We start from the raw sequence: 21,665 nt of genomic DNA on the forward strand, positions 1-21,665 counted from the left end.
CCCGGTGCACCCCCCGTACCGTTGGTGGGGTGCACCGGTTTCTCCTGACCCCGCGCTGGTGGGGGATCAACGTCTTCGTCGCCCTCGCCATCCCCTTCTGCCTGTTCATGGGGACCTGGCAGCTGGGCCGGTTCGAGGACCGCGTCGGCAGCCACCGGGAGGCGGCCTCCGGGCGCCCCGCCGCGGAGGCGGCCGCGCCGCTGGACTCGCTGCTGCCGGTGGACACCAGGACCTCCGGACGGCTGGCCTCCGCGGCCGGCGAGTACGGGCGGCAGCTGCTGGTCCCCGAGCGGGACCTCGACGGCAGGCAGGGCTTCTACGTCCTGACCCTGCTGCGGACCGACTCGGGCAAGACCGTCCCCGTGGTCCGGGGCTGGATGCCGGGTACGGCGGACGCGGCGAAGGCCCCGGCCCCGCCGGCCGGCCGGGTCGAGGTGACGGGGGCCCTCCAGGCCTCGGAGAACTCCGGCACCAAGGGCGTGCACGCGCAGGGCGGGCTGCCGCCGGGCCAGCTCGGGGTGATCGGGGCGGCCACGCTGGTCAACCTGGTGCAGGACCCGCTCTACGACGCCTGGCTGACGGTGCAGACCGCGTCGGACGGAATGGTCCCCGTCCCGGCGGAGGCGCCGAGCAACACCGGGCTCGACCTGAAGGCCTTCCAGAACCTCGGCTACACCGGTGAGTGGTTCGTCTTCGTCGCCTTCGTGCTCTTCATGTGGTTCCGGTTCTACCGGCGCGAGGTGGAGACCCTGCGCGACGCCGAGGCGGGCCTGCTGCCGGCCGGGAGCCCGGCGGGCGCGCCCGACGCCGCCCCCGCGAAGGCGGCTCCCGCTACGGCGCCGGCTGCGGAATGAGTCCCGTCCGGTAGACCGTGCCCCCGCAGGCCTGCGGGATGGTGGTCTGGGTGACGGGGGCGCCCGCGGCGGTGGCCGGGGTGTGGGAGACCGCCACTCCGGCCGGGTCCGGGTCCACAGGTCCGCTCGGCCGCTGCGTTCCGCCGGCCGTGTCGCCGGCCCCCGCCGGGGTGTCCGCCGCCCCGCCGGCGGGAGTGTTCGCCGGACCGCCGTCGGACCGGCCCGCCGGGCTCTGCGCCGTACCGTCCTGCTGCCGCGGCGTGGCCGAGGGGCCGGGGGCCGCCGGGCAGGACTGCGGGGAGGGCACCCAGGCGAAGAGGACCTCGTACGCCTGCTTCGGCTGGAGCAGCAGCGCCGGGGCCTCCGCCGAGGGGTCGGGCAGCCCGCTCGCCGGGTCCCCCGCCTTGTGGCCCGTGACCGTCACCCCGGGGGGCTGCGCGGGCGGCGGGCCGTGGGCCACCGAGGCGGCCGTCACGGTGTCGGGGCCGGTGACCGTACAGCCCTTGGCGGAGACGTTGGTGACCTTGAAAACGCCGTAGACCTTGCCGTCGGCCTCGGGGGCGCGCGCGCTGCCCGCCACCCCGAGCTGGTCGGCGGTGCACCCGGGGGCCGCGGCGGCCGCCCCGGCCGGGGGCTGCGGGCCGTTGCCGGCGGCGGCCGCGGGGGCTCCGCTGCCGGAGGGGCCCGCCGTCACGCCGCCGGACGGGGATCCGCCGGGCTGCGGGGAGGACCGTTCGCCCGTGCCGCCGGCCGTCGGGCCCTGGCCCTTTCCGGCGGACTGGGCGGGATGCGGCCGGGCCGCGCCGCGGGAGTCTCCGTCGAACGGGTCGCCGGGGTGCGGGCCCTGCGCCTCGCCGTGGCCCGCCATCGCCGAGTGCCCGGCGGCGCTGCCGCCCTCGTCCTCGTCGCCCAGGTGCAGCGCCGCCGGGACGGCGGTGCCGGCCAGGAGCACCGCCACCGCCGCGCCGAGCAGGGCCTGCCGTTTGCGGGCCCGGCGTGCGGGCACGGCGTGGCGCAGCCGCTCCAGGGCCCCTTCGGAGGGTTCGAGGCCCTGCACGGCCCCGGCGAAGAGGCTGCGGAGCACCTGCTCGTCGGCCGCGGCCGGACCGGCGGGGTGCGACGGGTTCCTGTGGTCGTCCCTCATGACTGCGCAGCCTCCATCGCCACCCTCAGCGCGGCAATGCCCCGCGATCCGTACGCCTTGACCGAGCCGAGCGATATGCCGAGCGTCTCGGCGACCTGGGCTTCCGTCATGTCCGCGAAATAGCGCAGCACCAGCACCTCGCGCTGGCGGCGCTGGAGTCCGCGCATGGCCCTGATCAGGTCGTCGCGCTCGAGCTGGTCGTACGCCCCCTCCTCCGCGCTGGCCATGTCCGGCATCGGCTTCGACAGCAGCTTGAGGCCGAGGATGCGGCGGCGCAGCGCCGAGCGCGAGAGGTTCACGACGGTCTGGCGGAGATAGGCCAGGGTCTTGTCGCGGTCGCGCACCCGGCTGCGGGCGGAGTGGACGCGGATGAAGGCCTCCTGGACCACGTCCTCGCAGGAGGCGGTGTCGTCGAGGAGGAGGGCGGCCAGGCCGAGGAGCGAGCGGTAGTGGGCCTGGTAGGTCTCGGTGAGGTGGTCGACGGTGGTCCCGGCCACGACCTGCGGCGCGCCGGCCTCCCCTGCGGCTGCGGGCGCTGCGGCGGTGTCCGCCGCGGCCCCGTCGGCGGCGCCGGCCGGCGCCGCGCCGTCACGGGGCGAGGGCACGCGGCCGTCCGGGACCGTCCCGTCGGGCGGCGCGGCGGCGGGCGCGCCGGCCTGCGGGACGGGCACGATCACAGGAAAGCCGCCGTGAGCGCCGGCGCGCCGGCGCGGGGGAAGGATCCCCGAGCGCGCCGGTACGACGGCGAAGTCCAAGAGTGCCTCTGCCACGCCCGTTGGACACGCGTCCCCCCGTCAGGGTTGTACGCGCGAGGCAGAGTATTCAGCAATTTCCCCATTGCCTTCATGCGTACCCGCTCTTCCCGATTGCCCCATTTATCCAGGCGGCAGTCGGGCCATCACCTTGATCAAGGGATCGAAGCCGATCCTACAAAGCGGATTACGCGAATTCACCCGCGATCAGTTCCGAGATCTGAGCGGCATTCAGCGCGGCGCCCTTGCGGAGATTGTCCGCGCAGACGAAGAACTCCAGCGCCCGGGCGTCGTCGAGCGAGCCCCTCAGCCGGCCCACCCAGGCCGGGTCCGTGCCGGCCGCGTCCGCCGGCGTCGGCCACTCCCCCGCCGCGGGATCGTCCACGAGGACCACCCCGGGCGCCGCCTCCAGGATCTCCCGGGCGTGCGCCGCCGCCACCTCCCGCTCGAAGCGGGCCCGCACGGTGAGGGAATGCCCGGTCACCACCGGGACCTGGACGCAGGTCACCGAGACCGGCAGGGACTCCAGGCCGAGGATCCGCCGGGTCTCCGCCCGTACGGCCAGCTCGTGCGAGGACCAGCCGTCCGCGCGCAGCTCACCGGACCAGGGGACCACGTTCAGCGCGAGCGGAGCCGCGAACGGCCCGGTGTCCTCGCCCACGGCCCGGCGCACGTCCCCGGGCTGCTCCCCCAGCGCGCTCCCGGCGACCAGCGACAGCTGGCGCCGCAGCGCCTCGGAGCCGGCCCGGCCCGCCCGGCTCGCGGCCTGGTACGAGGAGACGGCCAGCTCGGCCAGCCCGTACTCGGCGTGCAGCGCGCCCAGGGCGGCGATCATCGCGGCGGTCACGCAGTCCGGGCCCGCGACGATGCCGCGCGGGCGGCTCCGTACGGCGCGGGCGTTGACCTCGGGCACCACCAGCGGCACCTCGGGGTCCTCCCGGAAGGCGGCGGACTGGTCCACCACCACGGCACCGCGCGCGGTGACCACGGGCGCCCAGCGCGCCGAGACCTCGGCCGGGGTCAGGAAGAGGACGACGTCGCCCGTGCCGAGGCCCTCGAAGGCGTCCTCGGTGAGGGCGAGCACCTCGGTCTCCTCGCCGCGGACGGCCAGCACGCGGCCGGCCGAGCGCGGGGAGGCGATCAGGCGTATGGCGCCCCAGACGTCCGCCCGCTGGGACAGGATCTGGAGCAGGATCGATCCGACCGCCCCGGTCGCCCCGACCACGGCGAGCGCCGGGGCCGGGGCCGACCGGTGCGGACTCATCGTCCGGTGCCTCCGTAGACGACCGCCTCGTCGCTGTCGGAGTCGAGGCCGAAGGCCGTGTGGACCGCGATGACGGCCGCGTTCACATCGTCCTGGCGGGTCACCACCGAGATGCGGATCTCCGAGGTGGAGATCAGCTCGATGTTGACGCCCGCGTCGGACAGCGCCTGGAAGAAGGAGGCGGTGACGCCCGGGTTGGTCTTCATGCCCGCGCCGACCAGGGAGATCTTGCCGATCTGGTCGTCGTAGCGCAGGGAGTCGAAGCCGATCTGCGCCTTCGCCTTCTCCAGGGCGTCGATGGCCTTGTGGCCCTCGGTCTTGGGGAGGGTGAAGGAGATGTCCGTCAGGCCCGTGGAGGCCGCCGACACGTTCTGGACGATCATGTCGATGTTGATCTCGGCGTCCGCGATGGCGCGGAAGATCGCCGCGGCCTCGCCCGGCTTGTCCGGAACGCCGACGACGGTGATCTTGGCTTCGGAGACGTCGTGGGCGACTCCGGAGATGATGGCGTGCTCCACCTGCTCGTCCCCTTGCGACTCGGGCTTCTCGTTGCTGACCCAGGTACCCGGCAGTCCGGAGAAGGACGAACGGACGTGGATCGGAATGTTGTAGCGGCGTGCGTACTCGACGCAGCGGTGCAGCAGCACCTTGGAGCCGGAGGCCGCGAGCTCCAGCATGTCCTCGGAGGAGATCCAGTCGATCTTCCGGGCCTTCTTCACGACGCGGGGGTCCGCGGTGAAGACGCCGTCGACGTCGGTGTAGATCTCGCAGACCTCGGCGTCCAGCGCCGCGGCCAGCGCCACGGCGGTGGTGTCCGAGCCGCCGCGGCCCAGGGTGGTGATGTCCTTGGAGTCCGCGGACACGCCCTGGAAGCCGGCGACGATGGCGATGTTGCCCTCGTCCAGCGCGGTACGGATACGGCCCGGCGTCACATCGATGATGCGCGCTTTGTTGTGGACCGAGTCGGTGATCACGCCTGCCTGGCTGCCGGTGAACGACTGGGCCTCGTGGCCCAGGTTTTTGATCGCCATGGCCAGCAGGGCCATGGAGATCCGCTCTCCGGCGGTCAGCAGCATGTCGAATTCGCGCCCGGCAGGCATCGGCGATACCTGCTCGGCGAGATCGATCAGCTCGTCCGTCGTGTCGCCCATCGCGGAAACCACGACGACCACCTGGTGGCCGTTCTTCTTGGCGTCCACGATCCGCTTGGCGACGCGCTTGATGCCCTCGGCATCGGCTACGGAGGAGCCTCCGTACTTCTGCACGACAAGGCCCACGTGCGCTCCTCGCTCGGTCCGTCTCATTGCGGGTGCAGTCTAACGAGCGGCCGCGATCCGACCGCCCCGTACCACATCATGAGATGGGATTATTTACGGCCGAGCCTACCGAGTTCCTGCTCCATGACCCGCCCCGCCTGCTCCACGAGGTCCTCCTCGGTGAGGTCCTCGTCCGTGTCCAGCCCGTCGAGGGCCGCGAGCGGCTGGTTGAGGCGGACGTGCGAGATCAGCGACTGGAGGGCGCGCAGCGTCGCCGAGGCCGTCGGCCCCCAGTTGGTGAAGTACGAGAACTGCCACCACCACAGCGCCTCGGTGACCCGGCCCGCCTGGTGGTGGATGAGCCCGTGCCGCAGGTCGGCGACCACGTCGGCCAGGTCGTCGGAGATCCGGTGCGCGACCGGCGCCTTGCGCGGCTCGTACGGGTCGAAGACCTCGGAGTAGACGTCGACCGGCTCCAGCATCACGGCGAAGCGCTCGCGCAGGACGTCCACGTCCGGCTCCGGGCCCAGGTCGGGCTCGTAGCGCTCGTCGGGCAGGACGTCCTGGTACGCGCCCAGCCGGCCGCCCGCCAGCAGCAGCTGGGACACCTCCAGGAGGAGGAAGGGAACGGCGCTGTCCGGGTCCTCGCCCTTGGCCACCTCGGTGACCGCGACGATGAAGGACTCGATCTGGTCCGCGATCGAGGCGGCGAAGTCGTCCGGATCCTGTCCCAGGGCGTGCAGCGTTGCGTCAGACATCAAGAAGTCGCCTTCCTTCAAAGGCCCGCCCGAGCGTGACCTCGTCCGCGTACTCCAGGTCTCCCCCGACGGGGAGCCCGCTGGCCAGGCGGGTGACCTTCAGGCCCATGGGCTTGATCATGCGGGCGAGGTAGGTGGCGGTCGCCTCGCCCTCCAGGTTCGGGTCGGTCGCGAGGATCAGCTCGGTCACCGTCCCGTCCGCGAGCCGCGCCAGCAGCTCGCGGATGCGCAGGTCGTCGGGGCCGACGCCCTCGATCGGGCTGATCGCCCCGCCCAGGACGTGGTACTTGCCCCGGAACTCGCGGGTCCGCTCGATCGCGACGACGTCCTTCGGCTCCTCCACCACACAGATCACCGTCGTGTCGCGGCGCGGGTCGCGGCAGATGCCGCACCGCTCCTCCTGCGCCACGTTCCCGCAGACCGCGCAGAACCGGACCTTCTCCTTGACCTCCAGCAACGCGTGCGCGAGGCGGCGGACGTCGGTGGGCTCGGCCTGCAGGATGTGGAAGGCGATCCGCTGCGCGCTCTTGGGCCCGACGCCGGGCAGCCTGCCCAGCTCGTCGATCAGGTCCTGGACCACGCCTTCGTACAACGGACTGCCTTCTTTCGGTTCTGGTGCTGTGTTCTACAGGGAACGGGGGCGGGACGGGAAGGGGCGGGCTAGAAGGGGAGGCCGGGGATGCCGCTGCCGCCGCCCAGGCCCTGGGCCAGCGGGCCCAGCTTCTGCTGCTGGAGCGCCTGGGCGTTCTCGTTGGCCGCCTGGACCGCCGCGACGACCAGGTCGGCGAGGGTCTCGGTGTCCTCCGGGTCGACGGCCTTCGGGTCGATGACCAGGGCCCGCAGGTCACCGGAACCGGTGACGGTCGCCTTCACCAGGCCGCCGCCGGCCTGGCCCTCGACCTCGGTCCGGGCCAGTTCCTCCTGGGCCGTGGCGAGGTCGCGCTGCATCTTCTGGGCCTGCTGGAGCAGCTGCTGCATGTTGGGCTGGCCACCACCGGGAATCACGGGTACTCACTCCATCTGCGCATCGGCCTGGCTGCGGCCGTCGGGAACGCTCGGTCAATCCGAGCCTACGTGCTCCCCGGGCGGCGCGCCCTACGCCGGGAGGACCAACTCTTTCGGGTGAGAGACGGGGCGTGCGCGTCCCTGATGGAGACCTCCTTGCGGGCGGAAAACCGGGGATTCGTTGTCCATCGCGTGTCATTCGAAGGTAGGAAGAGCATGCGCACCATTGCGCACACGCGCACCACGACACGTCAGTGCAGGCAGAGGGAGTGCCCGGGTGAGTCAGCCGGAGATGCAGCCCGAGGGGCCACCCCGGGATCCCGCAGAGGACGGCGACCTCACCGGGCGGCCGTTCCCCCTCGGCGACTGGGGCGAGCCCGCCGAACGGCTCGACGAGCTCTACCGGCGGGTGGAGGCCGACGCCCTGCGCACCGCCGAGTGGTACCTGTCGGACCGGGCCTGGAAGCGCCGGGGCGCGCGGACCCTGCGGGCCGGCGCGGCCCTGGGCGCCGTCACGGGCGCCGCGATGCCGCTGCTGGAGCTGACCGGGTCGGCCCCGGGTGCGGCCCCGTACGGCTACCTCTCGCTGCTGCTGGCCGCGGCCTGCCTGGCCTGCGACCGGTTCTTCGGCCTGACCTCGGGGTGGATGCGGGACGTGGCCACGGCGCAGGCGGTGCAGCGCCGGCTCCAGACGCTCCAGTTCGACTGGGCCTCGGAGAACGTGCGCGAGGTGCTGGGGCCGACGGAGGGCACGGCGAGCGAGGCCGCCGAGCGCTGTCTGACGGTGCTGCGCAGGTTCTCCGAGGACGTGGCGGAACTCGTGCGCTCCGAGACGGCCGACTGGATGGTGGAGTTCCGGGCGGGGCCGACGCCGCTGGCCATGCAGTCCCTGGCCGCCGCCCCGGCCCGCCCGGACCCGGGCGTGCCCCCGGCCCGCTTCCCCCTCCCCCCGGGCACCCGCCCGAACATGCCCCGCCAGCGTCCCCCGGAGCAGCCCCGCTGAGGGCCGCGGGTGCGGGGCGGGGACCCGGGTCCGGCGGGTCAGCTGAAGATGATCATCGAGCCTTGGCCCAGGCTCCGGGTGGCCGCCGCGTGCAGGCCCAGCCAGACGTGCCGCTCCCGCGCGAAGGGACTCGCGTCGTACGGGATCGGTCCCGCGGGCTCCTCCAGCGCCGTCGGGCCGCCCGGCGGCGCCGGCGCCGCGGGAGGATTGGCCGGGTCTATCCCGATCGCCGGGGCGACGAAGGCCAGCTCCCGCAGCAGCCCCTGCGCCGACCCCAGCGGACCGCCGCCGGCCAGCAGCTCCTCGTTGGCCAGCGGTGCCGGGAAGTCCACCGGGACGTACGCCCCGGCGTGGTCGTAGTGCCACACCAGGTGCGACTGCTGCGCGGTGGACTCGAACATCTCCAGCAGCTGCTCGTAGTCCCCGCCCAGTTCGTCCACCGGGGTCACCGGCAGGCCGCAGATCTGGAGCAGGTACGCCCGCCGCAGGAAGTGCAGGGCGTCGTAGTCGAAGCCGGCCACCGGGGCCACGTCCCCGCTCAGGCCCGGCATGTAGGCGAACACGGGCACCGACGGCAGACCCGCCTCGCCCAGCGCCTTGTCGTACGCGGCGATCTCCTCCGCGAAGGGGTTGTCGGGGCTGTGGCACAGCACGTCGACAAGGGGGACCAGCCACAGGTCACAGGCCACGCGGGCTCCGATCAGTCGTTGCCGCCGATCCCGTCAGCGTAGTGCGCCGGACACGCTCCGCGAAGGGGTGCGCAGAACCCGGCGCAGCGACACGGCGGCGGACGGGCGCCTCAGAGGGTCGCGGCCCAGTCCAGCCCGTGCTGGTTGTACCCGCGCACGATGCGGCGCACCGCCTCCGCGTCGGCCAGCGTCACCGCGTCGACCAGCTCCCCGTGCCCGTCCCAGAGCGCGTTCCCCAGCTCGGGGGCCTCCTGGAGGTGCGGCACGGAGAAGACCCAGCACTGCACGCGGATCCGGTGCAGGAACTCGGTGATGTAGGTGTTGCCGACCAGGCCGCTGAGCTCCCGCCAGAACCGCAGGTCGTAGCCGATCAGGACTTCGAGCGAACCGCTGCGGGCGGCCCGCCGCGCCTCCTCCGCGCGGCGGCGCACCGACACGAGCCGTTCGGCGGAACCGGGCGCCGTCCCGCACTCGACGAGCCGGCGGAAGATCCCGTCGAGTATCAGCATCCGGGCCTCGATCATGCCCCGGAAGTCGTCGACCGTGTAGATCCGGACCCGGAACCCCCGGTGCTGCACCGACTCCAGCAGGCCCTGCGCGGCGAGGTCGACCAGCGCCTCGCGCACCGGGGTCGCGGAGACCTCGTACTGCTCGGCGATCTGCTTGACCGTGAACTCGGTGCCCGGGGGCAGACGGCCCGCGAGCACCTCGTCGCGCAGCGCGTCCGCGATCTGCTGTCGCAGGGTGCTGCGGGTGACACCGCCGCTGCCTGGCATAGGGGTCCGTCTCCTCGGTAGAACTTCGGACACCTTAGGCCAGGCAGCGCGGCCGAAACCGATCGGTTCCCCGCCGTCATCCGGAGATACCGACCGCTATGCGGATGATCAGGCTCCCGCGGTGTGCCGGTCGGCGACCGTCAGGGCCTCGTCGAGGAGGGCCAGGCCCTCCTTGGCCTCGGCTTCCGTGACGGTGCACGGCGGGACGACGTGCGTCCGGTTCATGTTGACGAACGGCCACAGGCCGGACGCCTTGCAGGCAGCCGCGAACTCCGCCATGGGCGCGTTGTCGGCTCCGGAGGCGTTGTACGGGACGAGCGGCTCGCGCGTCTCCTTGTCGCGTACGAGCTCCACCGCCCAGAAGGTGCCGAGGCCGCGGACCTCCCCGACCGACGGGTGCCGCTCGGCGATCTCGGCGAGCCCGGGGCCGATCACCTCGGCGCCGATGCGGGCGGCGTGCTCGACGATGCCCTCCTCGGCCATCGTGTTGATCGTCGCGACGGCGGCGGCGCAGGCCAGGGGGTGGCCGGAGTAGGTCAGTCCGCCCGGGTAGGGGCGGGTGGCGAAGGTCTCGGCGATGGCGCCGGAGATGGCGACGCCGCCGAGGGGCACGTAGCCGCTGTTCACACCCTTGGCGAAGGTGATCAGGTCGGGGGTGACGTCCCAGTGCTCGGCGGCGAACCACGTGCCGGTGCGGCCGAAGCCGGACATGACCTCGTCGAGGATGAAGACGATGCCGTAGCGGTCGCAGAGCTCGCGCACGCCGGCCAGGTAGCCGGGCGGCGGGGTCATGATGCCGGCCGTGCCGGGCACCGACTCCAGGATGACCGCCGCGACCGACTGCGGGCCCTCGAAGGCGAGGGTGTCGGCGAGGTGCGCGAGGGCGCGCTCGCACTCCTCGGCCTCGGTGGTGGCGTGGAAGGGCGAGCGGTAGAGGAACGGGCCCCAGAAGTGCACGACGCCGGCGGAGGCGGTGTCCGAGGGCCAGCGGCGCGGGTCGCCGGTCAGGTTGATCGCGGCGGCGGTGGCGCCGTGGTACGAGCGGTAGGCGGACAGCACCTTGTGGCGGCCGGTGTGCAGCCGGGCCATGCGGACGGCGTTCTCCACGGCCTCGGCGCCGCCGTTGGTGAAGAAGATCTTGTCGAGGTCCCCGGGGGTGCGCTCGGCGATGAGGCGTGCGGCCTCGGAGCGGACGTCCACGGCGAACCCGGGCGCCAGGGTGCAGAGCCGGCCGGCCTGCTCCTGGATGGCGGCGACCACCTTGGGGTGCTGGTGGCCGATGTTGGTGTTGACCAGCTGGGAGGAGAAGTCGAGGAAGCGGTTCCCGTCGTAGTCCCAGAAGTACGAGCCCTCGGCCCCGGCGACGGCCAGCGGGTCGATCAGGGCCTGGGCGGACCACGAGTGGAAGACGTGAGCGCGGTCGGCGGCCTTGACGGACGCGCCGGTGACATGAGGGGTCATGGCGCCACGCTAGAAGTGCGCAGGTGGGAAGGGATATCGGCGGACTGTATGGGGGTGGGGGGCCGCCCTCGGCAGTCTGTCTGCCCGAGACTCCATTGACAGCATGCTGTCAACGTGGGAGCGTGGTGCCGTCCCCTCCACCCCGCTCGCACCGGTTTTCGGCTCTTCCGCCGCTTTCCGCCCTCTTCCGCCCTCTCCCACCCTGGAGGCGTCCCATGAGCGGTACTCCCGGCACCCCTGCCGCCAAGCCCGTCCACCTCGCGGTCTACGACACGTACGCGGACTGGGAGACCGGCCACACCACCGCGCACCTCACCCAGCGCGGCCACCGGATCCGCACGGTGGGCCCGGCGGCCGGGGTACCGGTCACCACCATGGGCGGCGTCCGCATCCAGCCCGACCTGTCCCTCGCCGACCTGCGCCCCGAGGACTCCTCGCTGCTGATCCTGACGGGTGCGCGGCTGTGGGACACCGGTGACGAGCTCGCCCCCTTCGCCGCCAAGGCCCGCGCGTTCCTCGCGGCCGGAGTGCCCGTCGCGGCCATCTGCGGGGCCACGGCGGGCCTCGCCCGCGAAGGCCTGCTGGACGACCGCCCGCACACCAGCGCGGCCGCCGCCTACCTCGGCGCGCAACCGGGGTACGGAGGAGCCGACCGGTACGTGGAGGCCGACGCGGTCACCGCGGGGGACCTGATCACCGCGGGCCCGACCGAGCCGGTGGCCTTCGCCCGGGAGGTCTTCGCCCGGCTGGGCGTGTACGAGCCGGAGGTGCTGGACGCGTGGTACCGGCTGTTCCACGACTCCGACGCGAGCGCCTTCCCGGTCCTGATGGCGGCGGCGGAGGCCGGCGATGCCTGACCCGCTGCCGGCGGAGCCCCTGTCCGGGCGGGAGCGGCAGGACCTGCTCAGCCGGACCGCTCTCGGCGTCTTCCAGCTGAACGGGCAGTTCCTGGCCGTCTCCGAGGAGCTGGCCCGCCCGGCGGGGCTGACGGCCGCGTGGTGGCAGGTGCTGGGCGCGGTGCTGACGGAGCCGCTGCCCGTCGCGGGGATCGCCCGGCGGATGGGGATCACCCGGCAGAGCGTGCAGCGCGTGGCGGACCTGCTGGCCGCCGAGGGGCTCGCCGAGTACGTCCCGAACCCGGCGCACCGCCGCGCGAAACTGCTCCGCCCGACGCAGGAGGGCCGGGCCGCGATCGCCCGCATCGACCCCGGCCACGCGGAGCTGGCGGCCCGGCTGGCGGCCCTGTTGGGCGAGACGGCCTTCGCGGAGGCCGCCGCCACGCTGGAACGCCTGTCGCGGGCGCTGGCGGCGCTCTCCGCGTCCGGCCCCGGCGACGGCTGAGGCGCATCGAATGTGTCGAAGTCGATAAGCCTGCGGACAGAGCTTGTTGGGCACGAGCACCCCACCGCACACTGCGGCACATGGAGCCGTCGAGGGTAGTGGCACGACTGTGGGAGCGGATCGGGGCACGCGACTGGAACGGTGTGGCCGCCCTCGTCGCCGAGGACGCGGTCGTCGAATGGCCGGTCAGCGGGGAGCGCATCGTGGGCCGGGCGAACTTCGTCGCCGTGCTCAGCGACGAGGGACCCGACGCCGGCGAGCGGTCCGTCGGCGCGGTGGAGGTCCTGCACATCCTCGCGGACGGGGACCTCGTCGTCACCGAGGTGGAGATACCGGAGGACCACGTCCTGTACCGGGCCGTCTCCCTCTGGACGGTGCGCGACGGGGAGGTCGTCGCCGCCCGGGAGTACTGGACCAGCCCTGGACAGGACCCCGCGCCCCGCTGGAGGGCGGGCTACGTCGAGCCCCTGGCAGTGGAGCGGGTGGCAGACTGAGCCGCGTGCTCACGCAACTCGCGGCGGCGACCGGCGTCCTGGCCCTGCTGACCCTCGTACCCGGGCCCGACATGGCCGTCGTGACCCGGCGGGCGGTCACCCGGGGGCGGGCCGACGGGCTGCGCACCGTCGGCGGGGTCGCCGCCGGGCTGCTGCTCTGGGGCGCCCTCACCGTGGCCGGGCTCGCGGCGCTGCTCGCCGCGTCGGCGGAGGTGTACCTGGTGGTCAAGCTGGCGGGGGCGGCGTACCTGTGCTTCCTCGGCGTCCAGTCGCTGCGCCGGCCGGGGGCGGACGCGCGGGCGGAGGGGAACGGGGACGGCGGTGGTGCCGGGGACGGCGGCCGGCGCGACCGGGGCGGCGCGTGGCGGACCGGGCTGGTCGGCAACGCCCTCAACCCGAAGATCGCCGTGTTCTACACGGGGCTGCTCCCCACCCTGGCGCCGCCGGGCCTGGGCCCGGCCGCGGGGATGGCGCTGCTGGTGCTGGTCCACGTGCTGCTGACCCTGGCCTGGCTGGGCACGTACGTCTACGTGCTCTCGCGCGCCCGGCGCTTCTTCGCCCGGCCTCGGGTCCGCCGGACGATGGACCGGGTGACGGGCGTGGTCCTGATCGGCTTCGGGGTGCGGGTGGCGGCTTCGGCGCCGTAGCGGCGGCGGGGGCGCGGTCGTGGTCGGGGGCTTCACGCGCCTCGGCCCGCCGTCAGGCGACGAGGCGGTCCAGTTCCTCCGTGATGGCGGCCCGCATCGCGTCGTGGCGGGGCGCCAGGGCGTGGCGCTCGCCGCGCCAGTACTCCTCGTCCGTGTAGCGCCAGACCGGCATCCGGACGAGATCGGCGGGCTCCCAGTCGTAGCGGGGCCAGATGTGCGCGTGCAGGTACGGGTCGGTGTTGCCGAGGATCTCGATGTTCACGCGGCGGAAGGCGGGGTCGAGGCGCGCGCAGGCGCGTTCGACGGCCTCGGCGAACCGCTCCAGGTCGGTGAGGTACGCGGTCCGGCGGGCCGGCGGGAGGTCGGACAGGCGCGTCACCGCCGGGTCGTCGGCCAGCAGGACGGAGTAGCCGGGGAGGAACTGGCGGTCCCCGATCGCGGCGAATCCGGCGTCGAGGCGGCGCAGGACGGTGGGGTTCTGCCCCCGGTGCGCGCTGCCGATGCGGTCGTGCCGCCAGTCGTCGGTGCTCATTCCCGGACCCTAGCCGAGCGGCCGTCCCGGCCTGCCCGCCTGGGGGCAACTGGCTCTCAGGTAGGGCGTGTCATACCTGAGAGCCATCCCCGAAGCCCGCTCCGCAGCGGGACGCCGACGAGGGGTGCCGGTTCCTAACTTCGATACCGGAGCGGGCGAGTGCCCGATCGGGAGCGAAGCACGGGGGGCACCGCCATGACCAGCAGTCTCGGCAGGGGGAGCGGGAACGGCGTCCGCGGGGGCGCGCGTCGTGGACGCGGCGGCCGGATCGGGCGCACGCTGCTGGCCGCGCTGGTCGCGGCGGCCGTGGTCGTCCCCGTGTCCGCCGCGGCGTCCCCCCGGGTGCCGGCGCCCGCGCCGGCGGTGCTCGCCGCGTCCGCCTCCCCGCAGGAGCACTACGCCGCCAACCTCGCCAACCTCGCCGCGGCGGCCCGGATGGCCGAGGAGGCGGGCCGCGGCGGGCGGGCGGCGAAGCTGCGGGAGATGGCGGCGGCGGGAGCGGAAGGGGCCCGGTTCCTCGACTTCGACGGGCGGGGCCGGGGCCGGGCCGTGGAGGTGTTCGGCGATCTGGGCACCGCCGACCGCATAGCGGTGCTGGTGCCCGGCTCCGACACGACCCTGGACACCTACCGGCGGTTCCGGGACGGCGCGCTCAGCCTCCAACGGCGGCTGGCGCGGGAGCACCCGCGCTCCGCGGTGGTCGCCTGGCTCGGGTACGACACCCCGGGCACGGTCAGCACCACGGTGCTGACCGCCGACCGCGCCGACCGGGCCGCCGCCGAGCTGGGGCCGTTCCTCTCCCGGTTGCGGGGGCTCGCCGCGGCCGGCGCCCGGGTGTCGCTGCTGTGCCACTCCTACGGCTCGGTGGTCTGCGCCCGTACGGCGACCGGCTCCGACGTGGCGGACATGGCCCTGTTCGGCAGCCCGGGCACGGGGGCGTCCTCCGCCGCCGAACTGCCGACCCGCGCCCGGGTCTGGGCCGGCCGGGGCAGCGGCGACTGGATCGGGGACGTTCCCCATGTCCGGCTCGGCGGGATCGGGTTCGGCACCGATCCCGTGGACCCCGCCTTCGGCGCCCGGATCTTCGCCGCGGGCACCGCCGGGCACAGCGACTACCTCAAGCCCGGCACCGCCTCCCTCGACGCCCTGGCCCGCATCGTCCTCGGTTCGGAGGCCCCTCGTGCGTGACGTACGCGACCGCTGGGCCGCGCTCGCGGAGCGCGTCGACCGTGCGACCCCGGCCGGGCGGGACAGGTCCGTGGACGCCCTGCGGGCCCTCGCGATCCTCGGTGTGGTGTTCGGGCACTGGCTGGTCACGGCCCTGACGACCGACGGCGGCACCCTGCGCGGCACGAGCCCGCTGGCGCAGATGCCCTGGCTGGCCCCGGTGTCCTGGGTGTTCCAGACCCTGGCCGTGTTCTTCCTGGTCGGCGGCCATGTCGCCGCCCAGGGGTACGCGTCGGCGCGGGCGCGCGGGGTCGCGTACCGGGCCTGGGTCGGGCAGCGCCTGGGGCGGCTGTTCCGTCCCGTGGCGGCGGTGATCGCCCTGTGGGCGGTGGTGGCGGGCGGGCTGCTGCTGGGCGGGGCCGAGTGGGACACCGTGCGGACCCTGCTCACGCTCGTGTGGTCGCCGCTGTGGTTCCTGCTGGTGTTCGCGGCGCTGACCGCCGCGACTCCGCTGGTGGCCCGGCTCAGCCCGGTGTGGCCCCTGGCCGTGGTGGCGGGGGTCGACGCGTGGCGGTTCGGCTTCGGCGGGCCGCTGTGGGTCGGCTGGGTCAATGTCGCCGCCGGCTGGCTCGTCCCCTACACCCTGGGGGCCGCCTGGGCCCGGGGCGCGTTCGCCCGGCGGCGTCCGGCCCTGCTCCTGCTGGGCGGTGCCGGGGCCGCCACCGTCGCTCTGGTCCTCTGGGGCGGGTACCCGGCGTCCATGGTGGGGGTGCCCGGGGCGGCGATATCGAACCTCAACCCGCCGACGCTGGCCGCCGCCTCCTTCGGTCTGGCCCAGTGCGGGCTGGCCCTGCTGGTGCGCGAGCCGCTGGCCCGGGCGATGCGCCGGCCGCGGACCTGGGCGAAGGTGGCCCTGCTGAACCTGTCGGCGATGACCGTGTTCCTCTGGCACCAGACCTCGATGATGGCCGTCACCGCCCTCGGGCTGCTGGTCTCCACGGACCTGCCCGGGCTGCACACGGTGCCCGCCTCGGCGGGCTGGATCGCCGCCCGGCTGCTGTGGCTGCCGGTGTTCGCGGCCGCCCTGGCCGTCTGCTGGACCGCGTTCCGGATCCACGAGCGGCCCCGGCCCCGGGCCGCCCGCCCCACCGCCGCGGTGGAAGCCCCCCTCCCCGGCGGGCGCCGCCCGGCACCCGGCCGGGTGATCACGCGTGCCTAGGCTGGGCGTCGTGAAGGAGAAGAGCGGTCCCCCGGCCCCGGTCCCGTCCCCCGTCCCGGACGCAAGCACCCCGCGTGGGGTGGGCCGGCAGTTGTTCACCCTCGGGCGGGACCCGCTGCCCCCGATGAAACGGCCGCGCTGGCTGGCCCGGCTGCCGCACACCCTGGTCGGGTACCTGGCGGTCTTCTTCGGCTTCATGACGTCAGCTCAGCTCCAGGACCTGTACGACGTGCACGATCCGAGCATGGTCGTCCTGTCCCTGTTCACCGGCTTCTCCATCGGGGCTGCGATGTTCCGGCCGGTCGCCGCCTGGTGGCTGGGGCTGGTGACGTCCGGATTCATCGCCTGGACGATCCACGACGGGGTGGGTCCGGGCCAGACCTGGCCCTGGACCCCGATCGGGCCCTTCGCCTTCGCGCCGCTGGTCCTGCTCGTGGCCCTGCGGGTGCCGCCGAAGGTCACGGCCGCGGTCATCGGCGTCTCCGTCGCGTGCACCGGCGCGGCCGAGATGTTCTTCAAGCCCGGGCACAGCCAGAGCAGCGTGATCGGCGCGCTCCTCGTCCTCGGTTTCGCCGGGCTCCTCGGGTACGCCCTGCGGGCCACCCGGCTGGCCCGCAGCCAGCTGGTCGCCCAGGAGACCCTGACCGAGGAGGAGCGGGCCCGGCGGACCCTCCTGGAGGAGCGCAGCCGCATCGCCCGCGAACTGCACGACGTGGTCGCCCACCACATGTCGGTGATCTCCATCCAGGCACAGGTCGCCCCGTACCTGGTGGAGAACCCGTCCGAGGAGCTGAAGGAGAACCTGGCGGGCATCCGGGAGAACGCCCTGGAGGCCCTGACGGAGCTGCGCCGGGTGCTGGGCGTGCTGCGGTCCGAACAGCCCGACGACCCGGCCGGCGCGCACCACCCGCAGCCCACCCTCGCCGAGCTGGACGGGCTCGTGGACAACGTGCGCGGTGCCGGGTTGGAGGTCACCACCGAGGTGGCCGGCATACGGCGGGCGCTGACCCCGGGCGTCGAGCTGACGGCGTACCGGATCGTGCAGGAGGCGCTGAGCAACTGCCTGCGGCACGCCCCGGGTTCCCGGGTGGAGGTCGGGATCGCGTACGGGCCGCGCGAACTGCACCTGTGCGTCGCGAACTCGGCTCCGACGCGGCAGGCTCCGCCCTCGCCGGGAGCCGGGCACGGGCTGCTCGGGATGCGCGAGCGGGCGGGCATGCTGGGGGGCGAACTGGCCGCCGGGCCGCGCCCCGACGGCGGGTACGAGGTGAGCGCCGTCCTTCCCACGGACCCGCCCGGCGGGTCCTCCCACGAGACGAAGAAGGACGTATGAGCACTCCGATCAGGGTGATGGTCGCCGACGACCAGATGATGGTCCGGCAGGGCTTCACCGTGCTCCTGAACGCCCAGCCCGACATCGAGGTGGTGGGCCAGGCCGTCGACGGCGCGGACGCCGTGGCGAAGGCCGCCGAACTCGGGCCGGACGTCGTCCTGATGGACATCCGCATGCCCGGGATGGGCGGCATCGAGGCCACCTCGGTCATCACGGGCACGCCGGACTGCGCCGTGAAGGTGCTCGTGCTGACCACCTTCGACCTGGACGAGTACGTGTACGAGGCGCTGCGCGCGGGTGCCTCCGGGTTCCTCCTCAAGGACGCGTCGGCCGAGCAGCTGGCCGAGGCGGTACGGGTGGTGGCGGCCGGCGAGGCGCTGCTGTCGCCGAACATCACGAGGCGCCTGATCACCGAGTTCTCGCGGCTGGGCGCCCCGCGGGCGCCGTCCAGGGCGCGGATCCAGGACCTGACGGAGCGGGAGACGGAGGTGCTGTCGCTGATCGCCCAGGGGCTGTCCAACGCGGAGATCGCGGGGCACCTGGTGCTCGCCGAGCAGACGGTGAAGACGCATGTGGGCCGGATCCTGGTGAAGCTGGGTCTGAGGGACCGCACGCAGGCGGCGGTGTTCGCGTACGAGACGGGTCTGGTCCGTCCGACGGGCTACTGACGGGCCCGCGTAGTACTTGAGGGGGACCCGGGGAAATCCCCTTCGGCGGCGACGCGGACGAGCCCGGCCCCGGCCTACGGTGAGGACATGACCCAGACGACCACCGGGGCGACACCCCGGCCTCCCGAACTGCGGCTGGCTTCGGGCTTGATCCGGAGCCTGCGGGAAGACCTCCTCACGGACGCCTTCGCCTACCGGCCCCTCGCCCCGATGAGGGCGGACGGACGGCTGCCCCGGCTGCTGCCGCGGCGGATACGTCCGAGGGCGGCCTACCTGCCGCACGCGGCGGTGGGGGCGGTGGCGCTGTTCGTGTTCCTGCTGGGGAACACCGACCACTTCGACGGGATGCCTCCGGTCCAGGCCCTGGTGATCGGGGTGCTGGCGGCGGCGCCGGTGCTGATGACCCTGGTGCGGCCCGTGGGGGCGTTCTGGGCGGCCCTGGCCGTGGCCGCGGTGCTCTCCGTCCTCCAGGACCGGATCATGGTCTGGCCCTGGTCGCCGGCCACGTTCACCGGCCATCTCGCCGTGATGACCTTCGTTGCGCTGCGGACCCGGCCCCGGGTCGCCGGGTGGATGTGGGTCGTCACGCTGCTGTTCGGGACGGTCCTGCCGGTCCTCGCCGGCTCGGCGGACTCGGTGCAGCCTGCGCCCATGGCGGTCACCTCGGCGGTGGCGCTCCTCGCGGTCACGGTCCGCAACACCCGGCGGGAGGCGAAGCAGGAGGTCACCGCGCAGCAGGAGGTGACGGCCGTCGAGCGGGACCGGCGGACGCTGCTGGAGGAGCGGACGACCATCGCCCGCGAGCTGCACGACGTGGTCGCCCACCACATGTCGGTGGTGGCGATCCAGGCGGAGGCGGCCCCGTACCGGGTGAAGAACCCGCCGCCGGAGCTGGAGGCCGCCTTCGCCACCATCCGGGAGAACGCGGTGGCGGCGCTGACGGAGCTGCGCCGGGTGCTGGGCGTGGTCCGGTCCGCGGACTACGAGGCCCCCGAGGCGCCGCAGCCGACGCTGGCCTCCCTGGACGGGCTGCTGGCCAATGTCCGGGAAGCCGGGCTGAGCGTGGAGAAGACGGTCACGGGTGCGGTGCGCGAGCTGCCGCAGGGGGTGGAGCTGTCGGCGTACCGGATCGTCCAGGAGGCCCTGAGCAACAGCCTGCGGCACGCCCCGGGTGCGGTGGCGGGGGTGGAGATCTCGTACGTGCTGGGCGGACTGGGCATACGGGTCGTCAACGGTCCGGCGGTCGGGGACGTCCGGCCCTCGCCGGGCGCCGGGCACGGGATCACGGGCATGCGGGAGCGGGTGGCGATGCTGGAGGGGGAGATGACGGCCGGGGAGAGCTCCGGCGGCGGGTACGAGGTGGCGGTGTTCCTGCCGGTGCGCAGCCGGCCGCGGCCCGAGGAGGCTCCGGTATGACGATCCGGGTGCTGATCGTCGACGACCAGATGATGGTCCGCGAGGGCTTCTCCGTCCTGTTGAACGCGATGGAGGGCATCGAGGTCGTCGGCGAGGCGGTCGACGGCCGGCAGGCCATCGCCCGGGTGGCGGCGCTGCGGCCGGACGTGGTGCTGATGGACATCCGGATGCCGGAGATGAACGGGCTGGAGGCGACGCGGCACATCGTGGCGGCCGACACGGACGCCAAGGTGCTGGTCCTGACGACCTTCGACCTCGACGAGTACGTGTACCAGGCGCTGCGGGCCGGGGCGTCGGGGTTCCTGCTGAAGGACGCGTCCGCCCGGCAGCTGGCGGAGGGCGTGCGGGTGGTGGCGGCCGGGGAGGCGCTGCTGGCCCCCTCGGTGACGAAGCGGCTGATCGTGGAGTTCTCGAAGCTGTCGGACGTGCAGCGGACCACGGATCCGTCGGGGGTGGGGGAGTTGACGGAGCGGGAGACGGAGGTGCTGGTGCTGATCGCGCAGGGCCTGTCCAACGCGGAGATCGCCGACCGGCTGCTGGTCGCGGAGTCGACGATCAAGACGCATGTGAGCCGCATCCTGGTGAAGCTGGGGCTGAGGGACCGTACGCAGGCGGCGGTGTACGCCTACGAGACACGGCTGGTGACACCGGCTTAGGCTGCGGGGATGGGTTTTGATCCGTGGGACGCCGCCTTCGTCGCCGATCCGTACCCCGCCTACCGGGAGTTGCGCGAGCGGGGGCGGGCCGAGTGGTCGGAGGCGACCGGGCAGTGGCTGGTGTCGCACCACGCCGATGTGAGCGCGCTGCTGCGGGACCGCCGGCTGGGGCGGACGTACCTGCACCGGTTCGGCCACGAGGAGTTCGGGCGCCAGGCGCCGCCGCCGGAGCACGAGCCCTTCCACGTGCTCAACGGCAACGGCCTGCTGGACCTGGAGGATCCCGCGCACGGGCGGGTGCGGCGGCTGGTGTCGAAGGCGTTCACCCCGCGCACCGTCGAGCGGCTCGCGCCCGCCGTGGACCGGATGGCGCGGGAGCTGGCGGCCGGGCTGCTGGCCGAGGGGGGCGGGGACCTGCTCACGGCCGTTGCCGAGCCGCTGCCGGTGGCGGTGATCGCGGAGCTGCTGGGGATCCCCGGGTCGGACCGGGGGCTGCTGCGGCCCTGGTCGGCGGACATCTGCGGGATGTTCGAGCTCCGGCCGGACGCGGAGACCGCGCGGCGGGCGGTGACGGCCAGCGTGGAGTTCAGCGCCTATCTGCGGGAGCTGATCGCCGAGCGGCGCCGGCGCCCCGGCACGGATTTGATCTCCGCGCTGATCGCCGCCCACGATGAGGGGGGCCGGCTCAGCGAGCAGGAGATGATCTCCACCTGCGTCCTCCTGCTGAACGCCGGGCACGAGGCGACGGTCAACACCACCGTCAACGGCTGGTGGGCCCTCTTCCGCAACCCCGAGCAGCTGGCCGGGCTGCGCGCGCTCCCCGGATCCTCCGGTCCGGAAAAGTTGTCCACAGCTGTGGATGAACTCCTCCGCTACGACACGCCCCTCCAGATGTTCGAACGCTGGGTGCTCGACGACATCGAGGTCGGGGACACCGTCATCCCGCGCGGGGCCGAGGTCGCCCTGCTCTTCGGGTCCGCGAACCGGGACCCCGCGCGCTTCGCGGACCCGGACGCGCTGGACCTCGGGCGGGCCGACAATCCGCACCTGGCCTTCGGGGCCGGGATCCACTACTGCCTGGGCGCCCCGCTGGCCCGCCTGGAGCTGACCTCCTCCTTCGGGGCCCTGCTGGACGAGAAGGTCCCGCCGATGCGGCTCGTACGGGAGCCGCAGTGGCAGGACGGCTACGTCATCCGGGGGCTGCGGGAGCTGCTCGTCGAGTTCTGAGCG

Annotated in this window: 24 protein-coding genes; 13 read left to right on the plus strand and 11 right to left on the minus strand. The window is 73.8% G+C overall.

The features are described 5' to 3' along the window. Window positions 1–29: 29 nt before the first annotated feature. Window positions 30–854 carry an SURF1 family protein gene (locus tag ACIRBY_RS12240; protein WP_403899817.1) on the plus strand — a complete coding sequence of 275 codons (825 nt, stop codon included), beginning with the start codon at window positions 30–32 and terminating at the stop codon, window positions 852–854. On the opposite strand, the gene ACIRBY_RS12245 is transcribed toward ACIRBY_RS12240, so the two are convergent. From ACIRBY_RS12245 to ACIRBY_RS12275, 7 genes are all read right to left on the minus strand, one after another. Then, the gene (locus ACIRBY_RS12245; protein ID WP_403899819.1) at window positions 832–1,998 is read right to left on the minus strand and encodes a hypothetical protein; all 1,167 of its coding nucleotides are present in this window, start codon (window positions 1,996–1,998) and stop codon (window positions 832–834) included. The genes ACIRBY_RS12240 and ACIRBY_RS12245 overlap by 23 nt on opposite strands. Continuing rightward, window positions 1,995–2,753, minus strand: coding sequence for a SigE family RNA polymerase sigma factor (locus tag ACIRBY_RS12250; protein ID WP_403900541.1), 759 nt, complete (start codon window positions 2,751–2,753; stop codon window positions 1,995–1,997). Before ACIRBY_RS12250 ends, ACIRBY_RS12245 begins: the two co-directional genes overlap by 4 nt. A 184-nt stretch (window positions 2,754–2,937) precedes the next feature. After that, a complete protein-coding gene (locus tag ACIRBY_RS12255) occupies window positions 2,938–4,014 on the minus strand; it encodes an aspartate-semialdehyde dehydrogenase (RefSeq protein WP_403899821.1) in 1,077 nt (358 codons plus the stop codon). After that, complete coding sequence (locus ACIRBY_RS12260) at window positions 4,011–5,291, minus strand: aspartate kinase (protein WP_007264986.1); 1,281 nt, start codon at window positions 5,289–5,291, stop codon at window positions 4,011–4,013. The genes ACIRBY_RS12255 and ACIRBY_RS12260 overlap by 4 nt, the downstream gene beginning before the upstream one ends. Window positions 5,292–5,380: 89 nt before the next feature. Next, window positions 5,381–6,028 carry a DUF5063 domain-containing protein gene (locus ACIRBY_RS12265; RefSeq protein ID WP_403899823.1) on the minus strand — a complete coding sequence of 216 codons (648 nt, stop codon included), beginning with the start codon at window positions 6,026–6,028 and terminating at the stop codon, window positions 5,381–5,383. After that, window positions 6,021–6,620 (minus strand): recombination mediator RecR, encoded by a 600-nt coding sequence (gene recR / locus ACIRBY_RS12270; protein WP_351887389.1) that lies wholly within the window; start codon window positions 6,618–6,620, stop codon window positions 6,021–6,023. Before recR ends, ACIRBY_RS12265 begins: the two co-directional genes overlap by 8 nt. A 68-nt stretch (window positions 6,621–6,688) precedes the next feature. Next, window positions 6,689–7,033: a YbaB/EbfC family nucleoid-associated protein gene (locus ACIRBY_RS12275; protein WP_042816379.1), complete on the minus strand. Its 345-nt coding sequence runs from the start codon at window positions 7,031–7,033 to the stop codon at window positions 6,689–6,691. Between the two features lie 277 nt (window positions 7,034–7,310). On the opposite strand from ACIRBY_RS12275, the gene ACIRBY_RS12280 reads away from it, so the two are divergent. After that, window positions 7,311–8,036, plus strand: coding sequence for an SLATT domain-containing protein (locus tag ACIRBY_RS12280; RefSeq protein ID WP_403899826.1), 726 nt, complete (start codon window positions 7,311–7,313; stop codon window positions 8,034–8,036). Window positions 8,037–8,074: 38 nt separating this feature from the next. On the opposite strand, the gene ACIRBY_RS12285 is transcribed toward ACIRBY_RS12280, so the two are convergent. From ACIRBY_RS12285 to ACIRBY_RS12295, 3 genes are all read right to left on the minus strand, one after another. Beyond that, on the minus strand, window positions 8,075–8,725 hold the full coding sequence (locus ACIRBY_RS12285; protein WP_366449808.1) for a hypothetical protein: 651 nt from the start codon (window positions 8,723–8,725) through the stop codon (window positions 8,075–8,077). 110 nt (window positions 8,726–8,835) lie between these two features. Then, window positions 8,836–9,501, minus strand: coding sequence for a GntR family transcriptional regulator (locus ACIRBY_RS12290; RefSeq protein ID WP_403899828.1), 666 nt, complete (start codon window positions 9,499–9,501; stop codon window positions 8,836–8,838). Between the two features lie 108 nt (window positions 9,502–9,609). Next, on the minus strand, window positions 9,610–10,962 hold the full coding sequence (locus tag ACIRBY_RS12295) for an aspartate aminotransferase family protein (RefSeq protein WP_403899830.1): 1,353 nt from the start codon (window positions 10,960–10,962) through the stop codon (window positions 9,610–9,612). Window positions 10,963–11,177: 215 nt separating this feature from the next. Between ACIRBY_RS12295 and ACIRBY_RS12300 the strand changes: the two genes are divergently transcribed. The 4 genes from ACIRBY_RS12300 to ACIRBY_RS12315 all read left to right on the plus strand — a co-directional run bounded on the left by ACIRBY_RS12300 (window position 11,178) and on the right by ACIRBY_RS12315 (window position 13,444). Then, the gene (locus tag ACIRBY_RS12300) at window positions 11,178–11,819 is read left to right on the plus strand and encodes a DJ-1/PfpI family protein (protein ID WP_403899832.1); all 642 of its coding nucleotides are present in this window, start codon (window positions 11,178–11,180) and stop codon (window positions 11,817–11,819) included. Beyond that, the gene (locus ACIRBY_RS12305) at window positions 11,812–12,303 is read left to right on the plus strand and encodes a MarR family winged helix-turn-helix transcriptional regulator (RefSeq protein WP_403899834.1); all 492 of its coding nucleotides are present in this window, start codon (window positions 11,812–11,814) and stop codon (window positions 12,301–12,303) included. Before ACIRBY_RS12300 ends, ACIRBY_RS12305 begins: the two co-directional genes overlap by 8 nt. Window positions 12,304–12,401: 98 nt before the next feature. Further along, window positions 12,402–12,797 carry a nuclear transport factor 2 family protein gene (locus tag ACIRBY_RS12310; protein ID WP_403899836.1) on the plus strand — a complete coding sequence of 132 codons (396 nt, stop codon included), beginning with the start codon at window positions 12,402–12,404 and terminating at the stop codon, window positions 12,795–12,797. A 5-nt stretch (window positions 12,798–12,802) separates the two neighbouring features. Beyond that, window positions 12,803–13,444 (plus strand): LysE family translocator, encoded by a 642-nt coding sequence (locus ACIRBY_RS12315; protein WP_403899838.1) that lies wholly within the window; start codon window positions 12,803–12,805, stop codon window positions 13,442–13,444. Between the two features lie 52 nt (window positions 13,445–13,496). Here the strand turns inward: ACIRBY_RS12315 and ACIRBY_RS12320 are convergent, their stop codons facing one another. Further along, window positions 13,497–13,976, minus strand: a complete 480-nt coding sequence (locus tag ACIRBY_RS12320) for an HIT family protein (protein WP_403899840.1) — start codon at window positions 13,974–13,976, stop codon at window positions 13,497–13,499. 195 nt (window positions 13,977–14,171) lie between these two features. On the opposite strand from ACIRBY_RS12320, the gene ACIRBY_RS12325 reads away from it, so the two are divergent. The 7 genes from ACIRBY_RS12325 to ACIRBY_RS12355 all read left to right on the plus strand — a co-directional run bounded on the left by ACIRBY_RS12325 (window position 14,172) and on the right by ACIRBY_RS12355 (window position 21,662). Then, a complete protein-coding gene (locus ACIRBY_RS12325) occupies window positions 14,172–15,164 on the plus strand; it encodes an alpha/beta hydrolase (protein WP_403899842.1) in 993 nt (330 codons plus the stop codon). Continuing rightward, window positions 15,157–16,362: an acyltransferase gene (locus tag ACIRBY_RS12330; protein WP_403899844.1), complete on the plus strand. Its 1,206-nt coding sequence runs from the start codon at window positions 15,157–15,159 to the stop codon at window positions 16,360–16,362. Before ACIRBY_RS12325 ends, ACIRBY_RS12330 begins: the two co-directional genes overlap by 8 nt. A 10-nt stretch (window positions 16,363–16,372) precedes the next feature. Beyond that, window positions 16,373–17,695, plus strand: coding sequence for a sensor histidine kinase (locus ACIRBY_RS12335; RefSeq protein WP_403899846.1), 1,323 nt, complete (start codon window positions 16,373–16,375; stop codon window positions 17,693–17,695). Further along, window positions 17,692–18,363, plus strand: coding sequence for a response regulator (locus tag ACIRBY_RS12340; RefSeq protein ID WP_403899848.1), 672 nt, complete (start codon window positions 17,692–17,694; stop codon window positions 18,361–18,363). Before ACIRBY_RS12335 ends, ACIRBY_RS12340 begins: the two co-directional genes overlap by 4 nt. A gap of 87 nt (window positions 18,364–18,450) precedes the next feature. Next, window positions 18,451–19,779 carry a sensor histidine kinase gene (locus tag ACIRBY_RS12345; protein WP_403899850.1) on the plus strand — a complete coding sequence of 443 codons (1,329 nt, stop codon included), beginning with the start codon at window positions 18,451–18,453 and terminating at the stop codon, window positions 19,777–19,779. Then, window positions 19,776–20,435 carry a response regulator gene (locus ACIRBY_RS12350; protein WP_403899852.1) on the plus strand — a complete coding sequence of 220 codons (660 nt, stop codon included), beginning with the start codon at window positions 19,776–19,778 and terminating at the stop codon, window positions 20,433–20,435. Before ACIRBY_RS12345 ends, ACIRBY_RS12350 begins: the two co-directional genes overlap by 4 nt. A 9-nt stretch (window positions 20,436–20,444) precedes the next feature. After that, a complete protein-coding gene (locus ACIRBY_RS12355; RefSeq protein WP_403899854.1) occupies window positions 20,445–21,662 on the plus strand; it encodes a cytochrome P450 in 1,218 nt (405 codons plus the stop codon). Window positions 21,663–21,665: the final 3 nt, after the last annotated feature.

The sequence above is a fragment of the Streptomyces sp. NPDC096136 genome (assembly GCF_044763325.1).
Classification (GTDB): Bacteria; Actinomycetota; Actinomycetes; order Streptomycetales; family Streptomycetaceae; genus Streptomyces.

Coding starts and splice junctions, on each gene's coding strand:
- ACIRBY_RS12245 (WP_403899819.1), bottom strand. CDS start 1,998: ATGAGGGACGACCACAGGAACCCGTCGCACCCCGCCGGTCCGGCCGCG.
- ACIRBY_RS12255 (WP_403899821.1), bottom strand. CDS start 4,014: ATGAGTCCGCACCGGTCGGCCCCGGCCCCGGCGCTCGCCGTGGTCGGG.
- ACIRBY_RS12265 (WP_403899823.1), bottom strand. CDS start 6,028: ATGTCTGACGCAACGCTGCACGCCCTGGGACAGGATCCGGACGACTTC.
- ACIRBY_RS12290 (WP_403899828.1), bottom strand. CDS start 9,501: ATGCCAGGCAGCGGCGGTGTCACCCGCAGCACCCTGCGACAGCAGATC.
- ACIRBY_RS12295 (WP_403899830.1), bottom strand. CDS start 10,962: ATGACCCCTCATGTCACCGGCGCGTCCGTCAAGGCCGCCGACCGCGCT.
- ACIRBY_RS12300 (WP_403899832.1), top strand. CDS start 11,178: ATGAGCGGTACTCCCGGCACCCCTGCCGCCAAGCCCGTCCACCTCGCG.
- ACIRBY_RS12305 (WP_403899834.1), top strand. CDS start 11,812: ATGCCTGACCCGCTGCCGGCGGAGCCCCTGTCCGGGCGGGAGCGGCAG.
- ACIRBY_RS12320 (WP_403899840.1), bottom strand. CDS start 13,976: ATGAGCACCGACGACTGGCGGCACGACCGCATCGGCAGCGCGCACCGG.
- ACIRBY_RS12325 (WP_403899842.1), top strand. CDS start 14,172: ATGACCAGCAGTCTCGGCAGGGGGAGCGGGAACGGCGTCCGCGGGGGC.
- ACIRBY_RS12340 (WP_403899848.1), top strand. CDS start 17,692: ATGAGCACTCCGATCAGGGTGATGGTCGCCGACGACCAGATGATGGTC.
- ACIRBY_RS12345 (WP_403899850.1), top strand. CDS start 18,451: ATGACCCAGACGACCACCGGGGCGACACCCCGGCCTCCCGAACTGCGG.
- ACIRBY_RS12350 (WP_403899852.1), top strand. CDS start 19,776: ATGACGATCCGGGTGCTGATCGTCGACGACCAGATGATGGTCCGCGAG.
- ACIRBY_RS12355 (WP_403899854.1), top strand. CDS start 20,445: ATGGGTTTTGATCCGTGGGACGCCGCCTTCGTCGCCGATCCGTACCCC.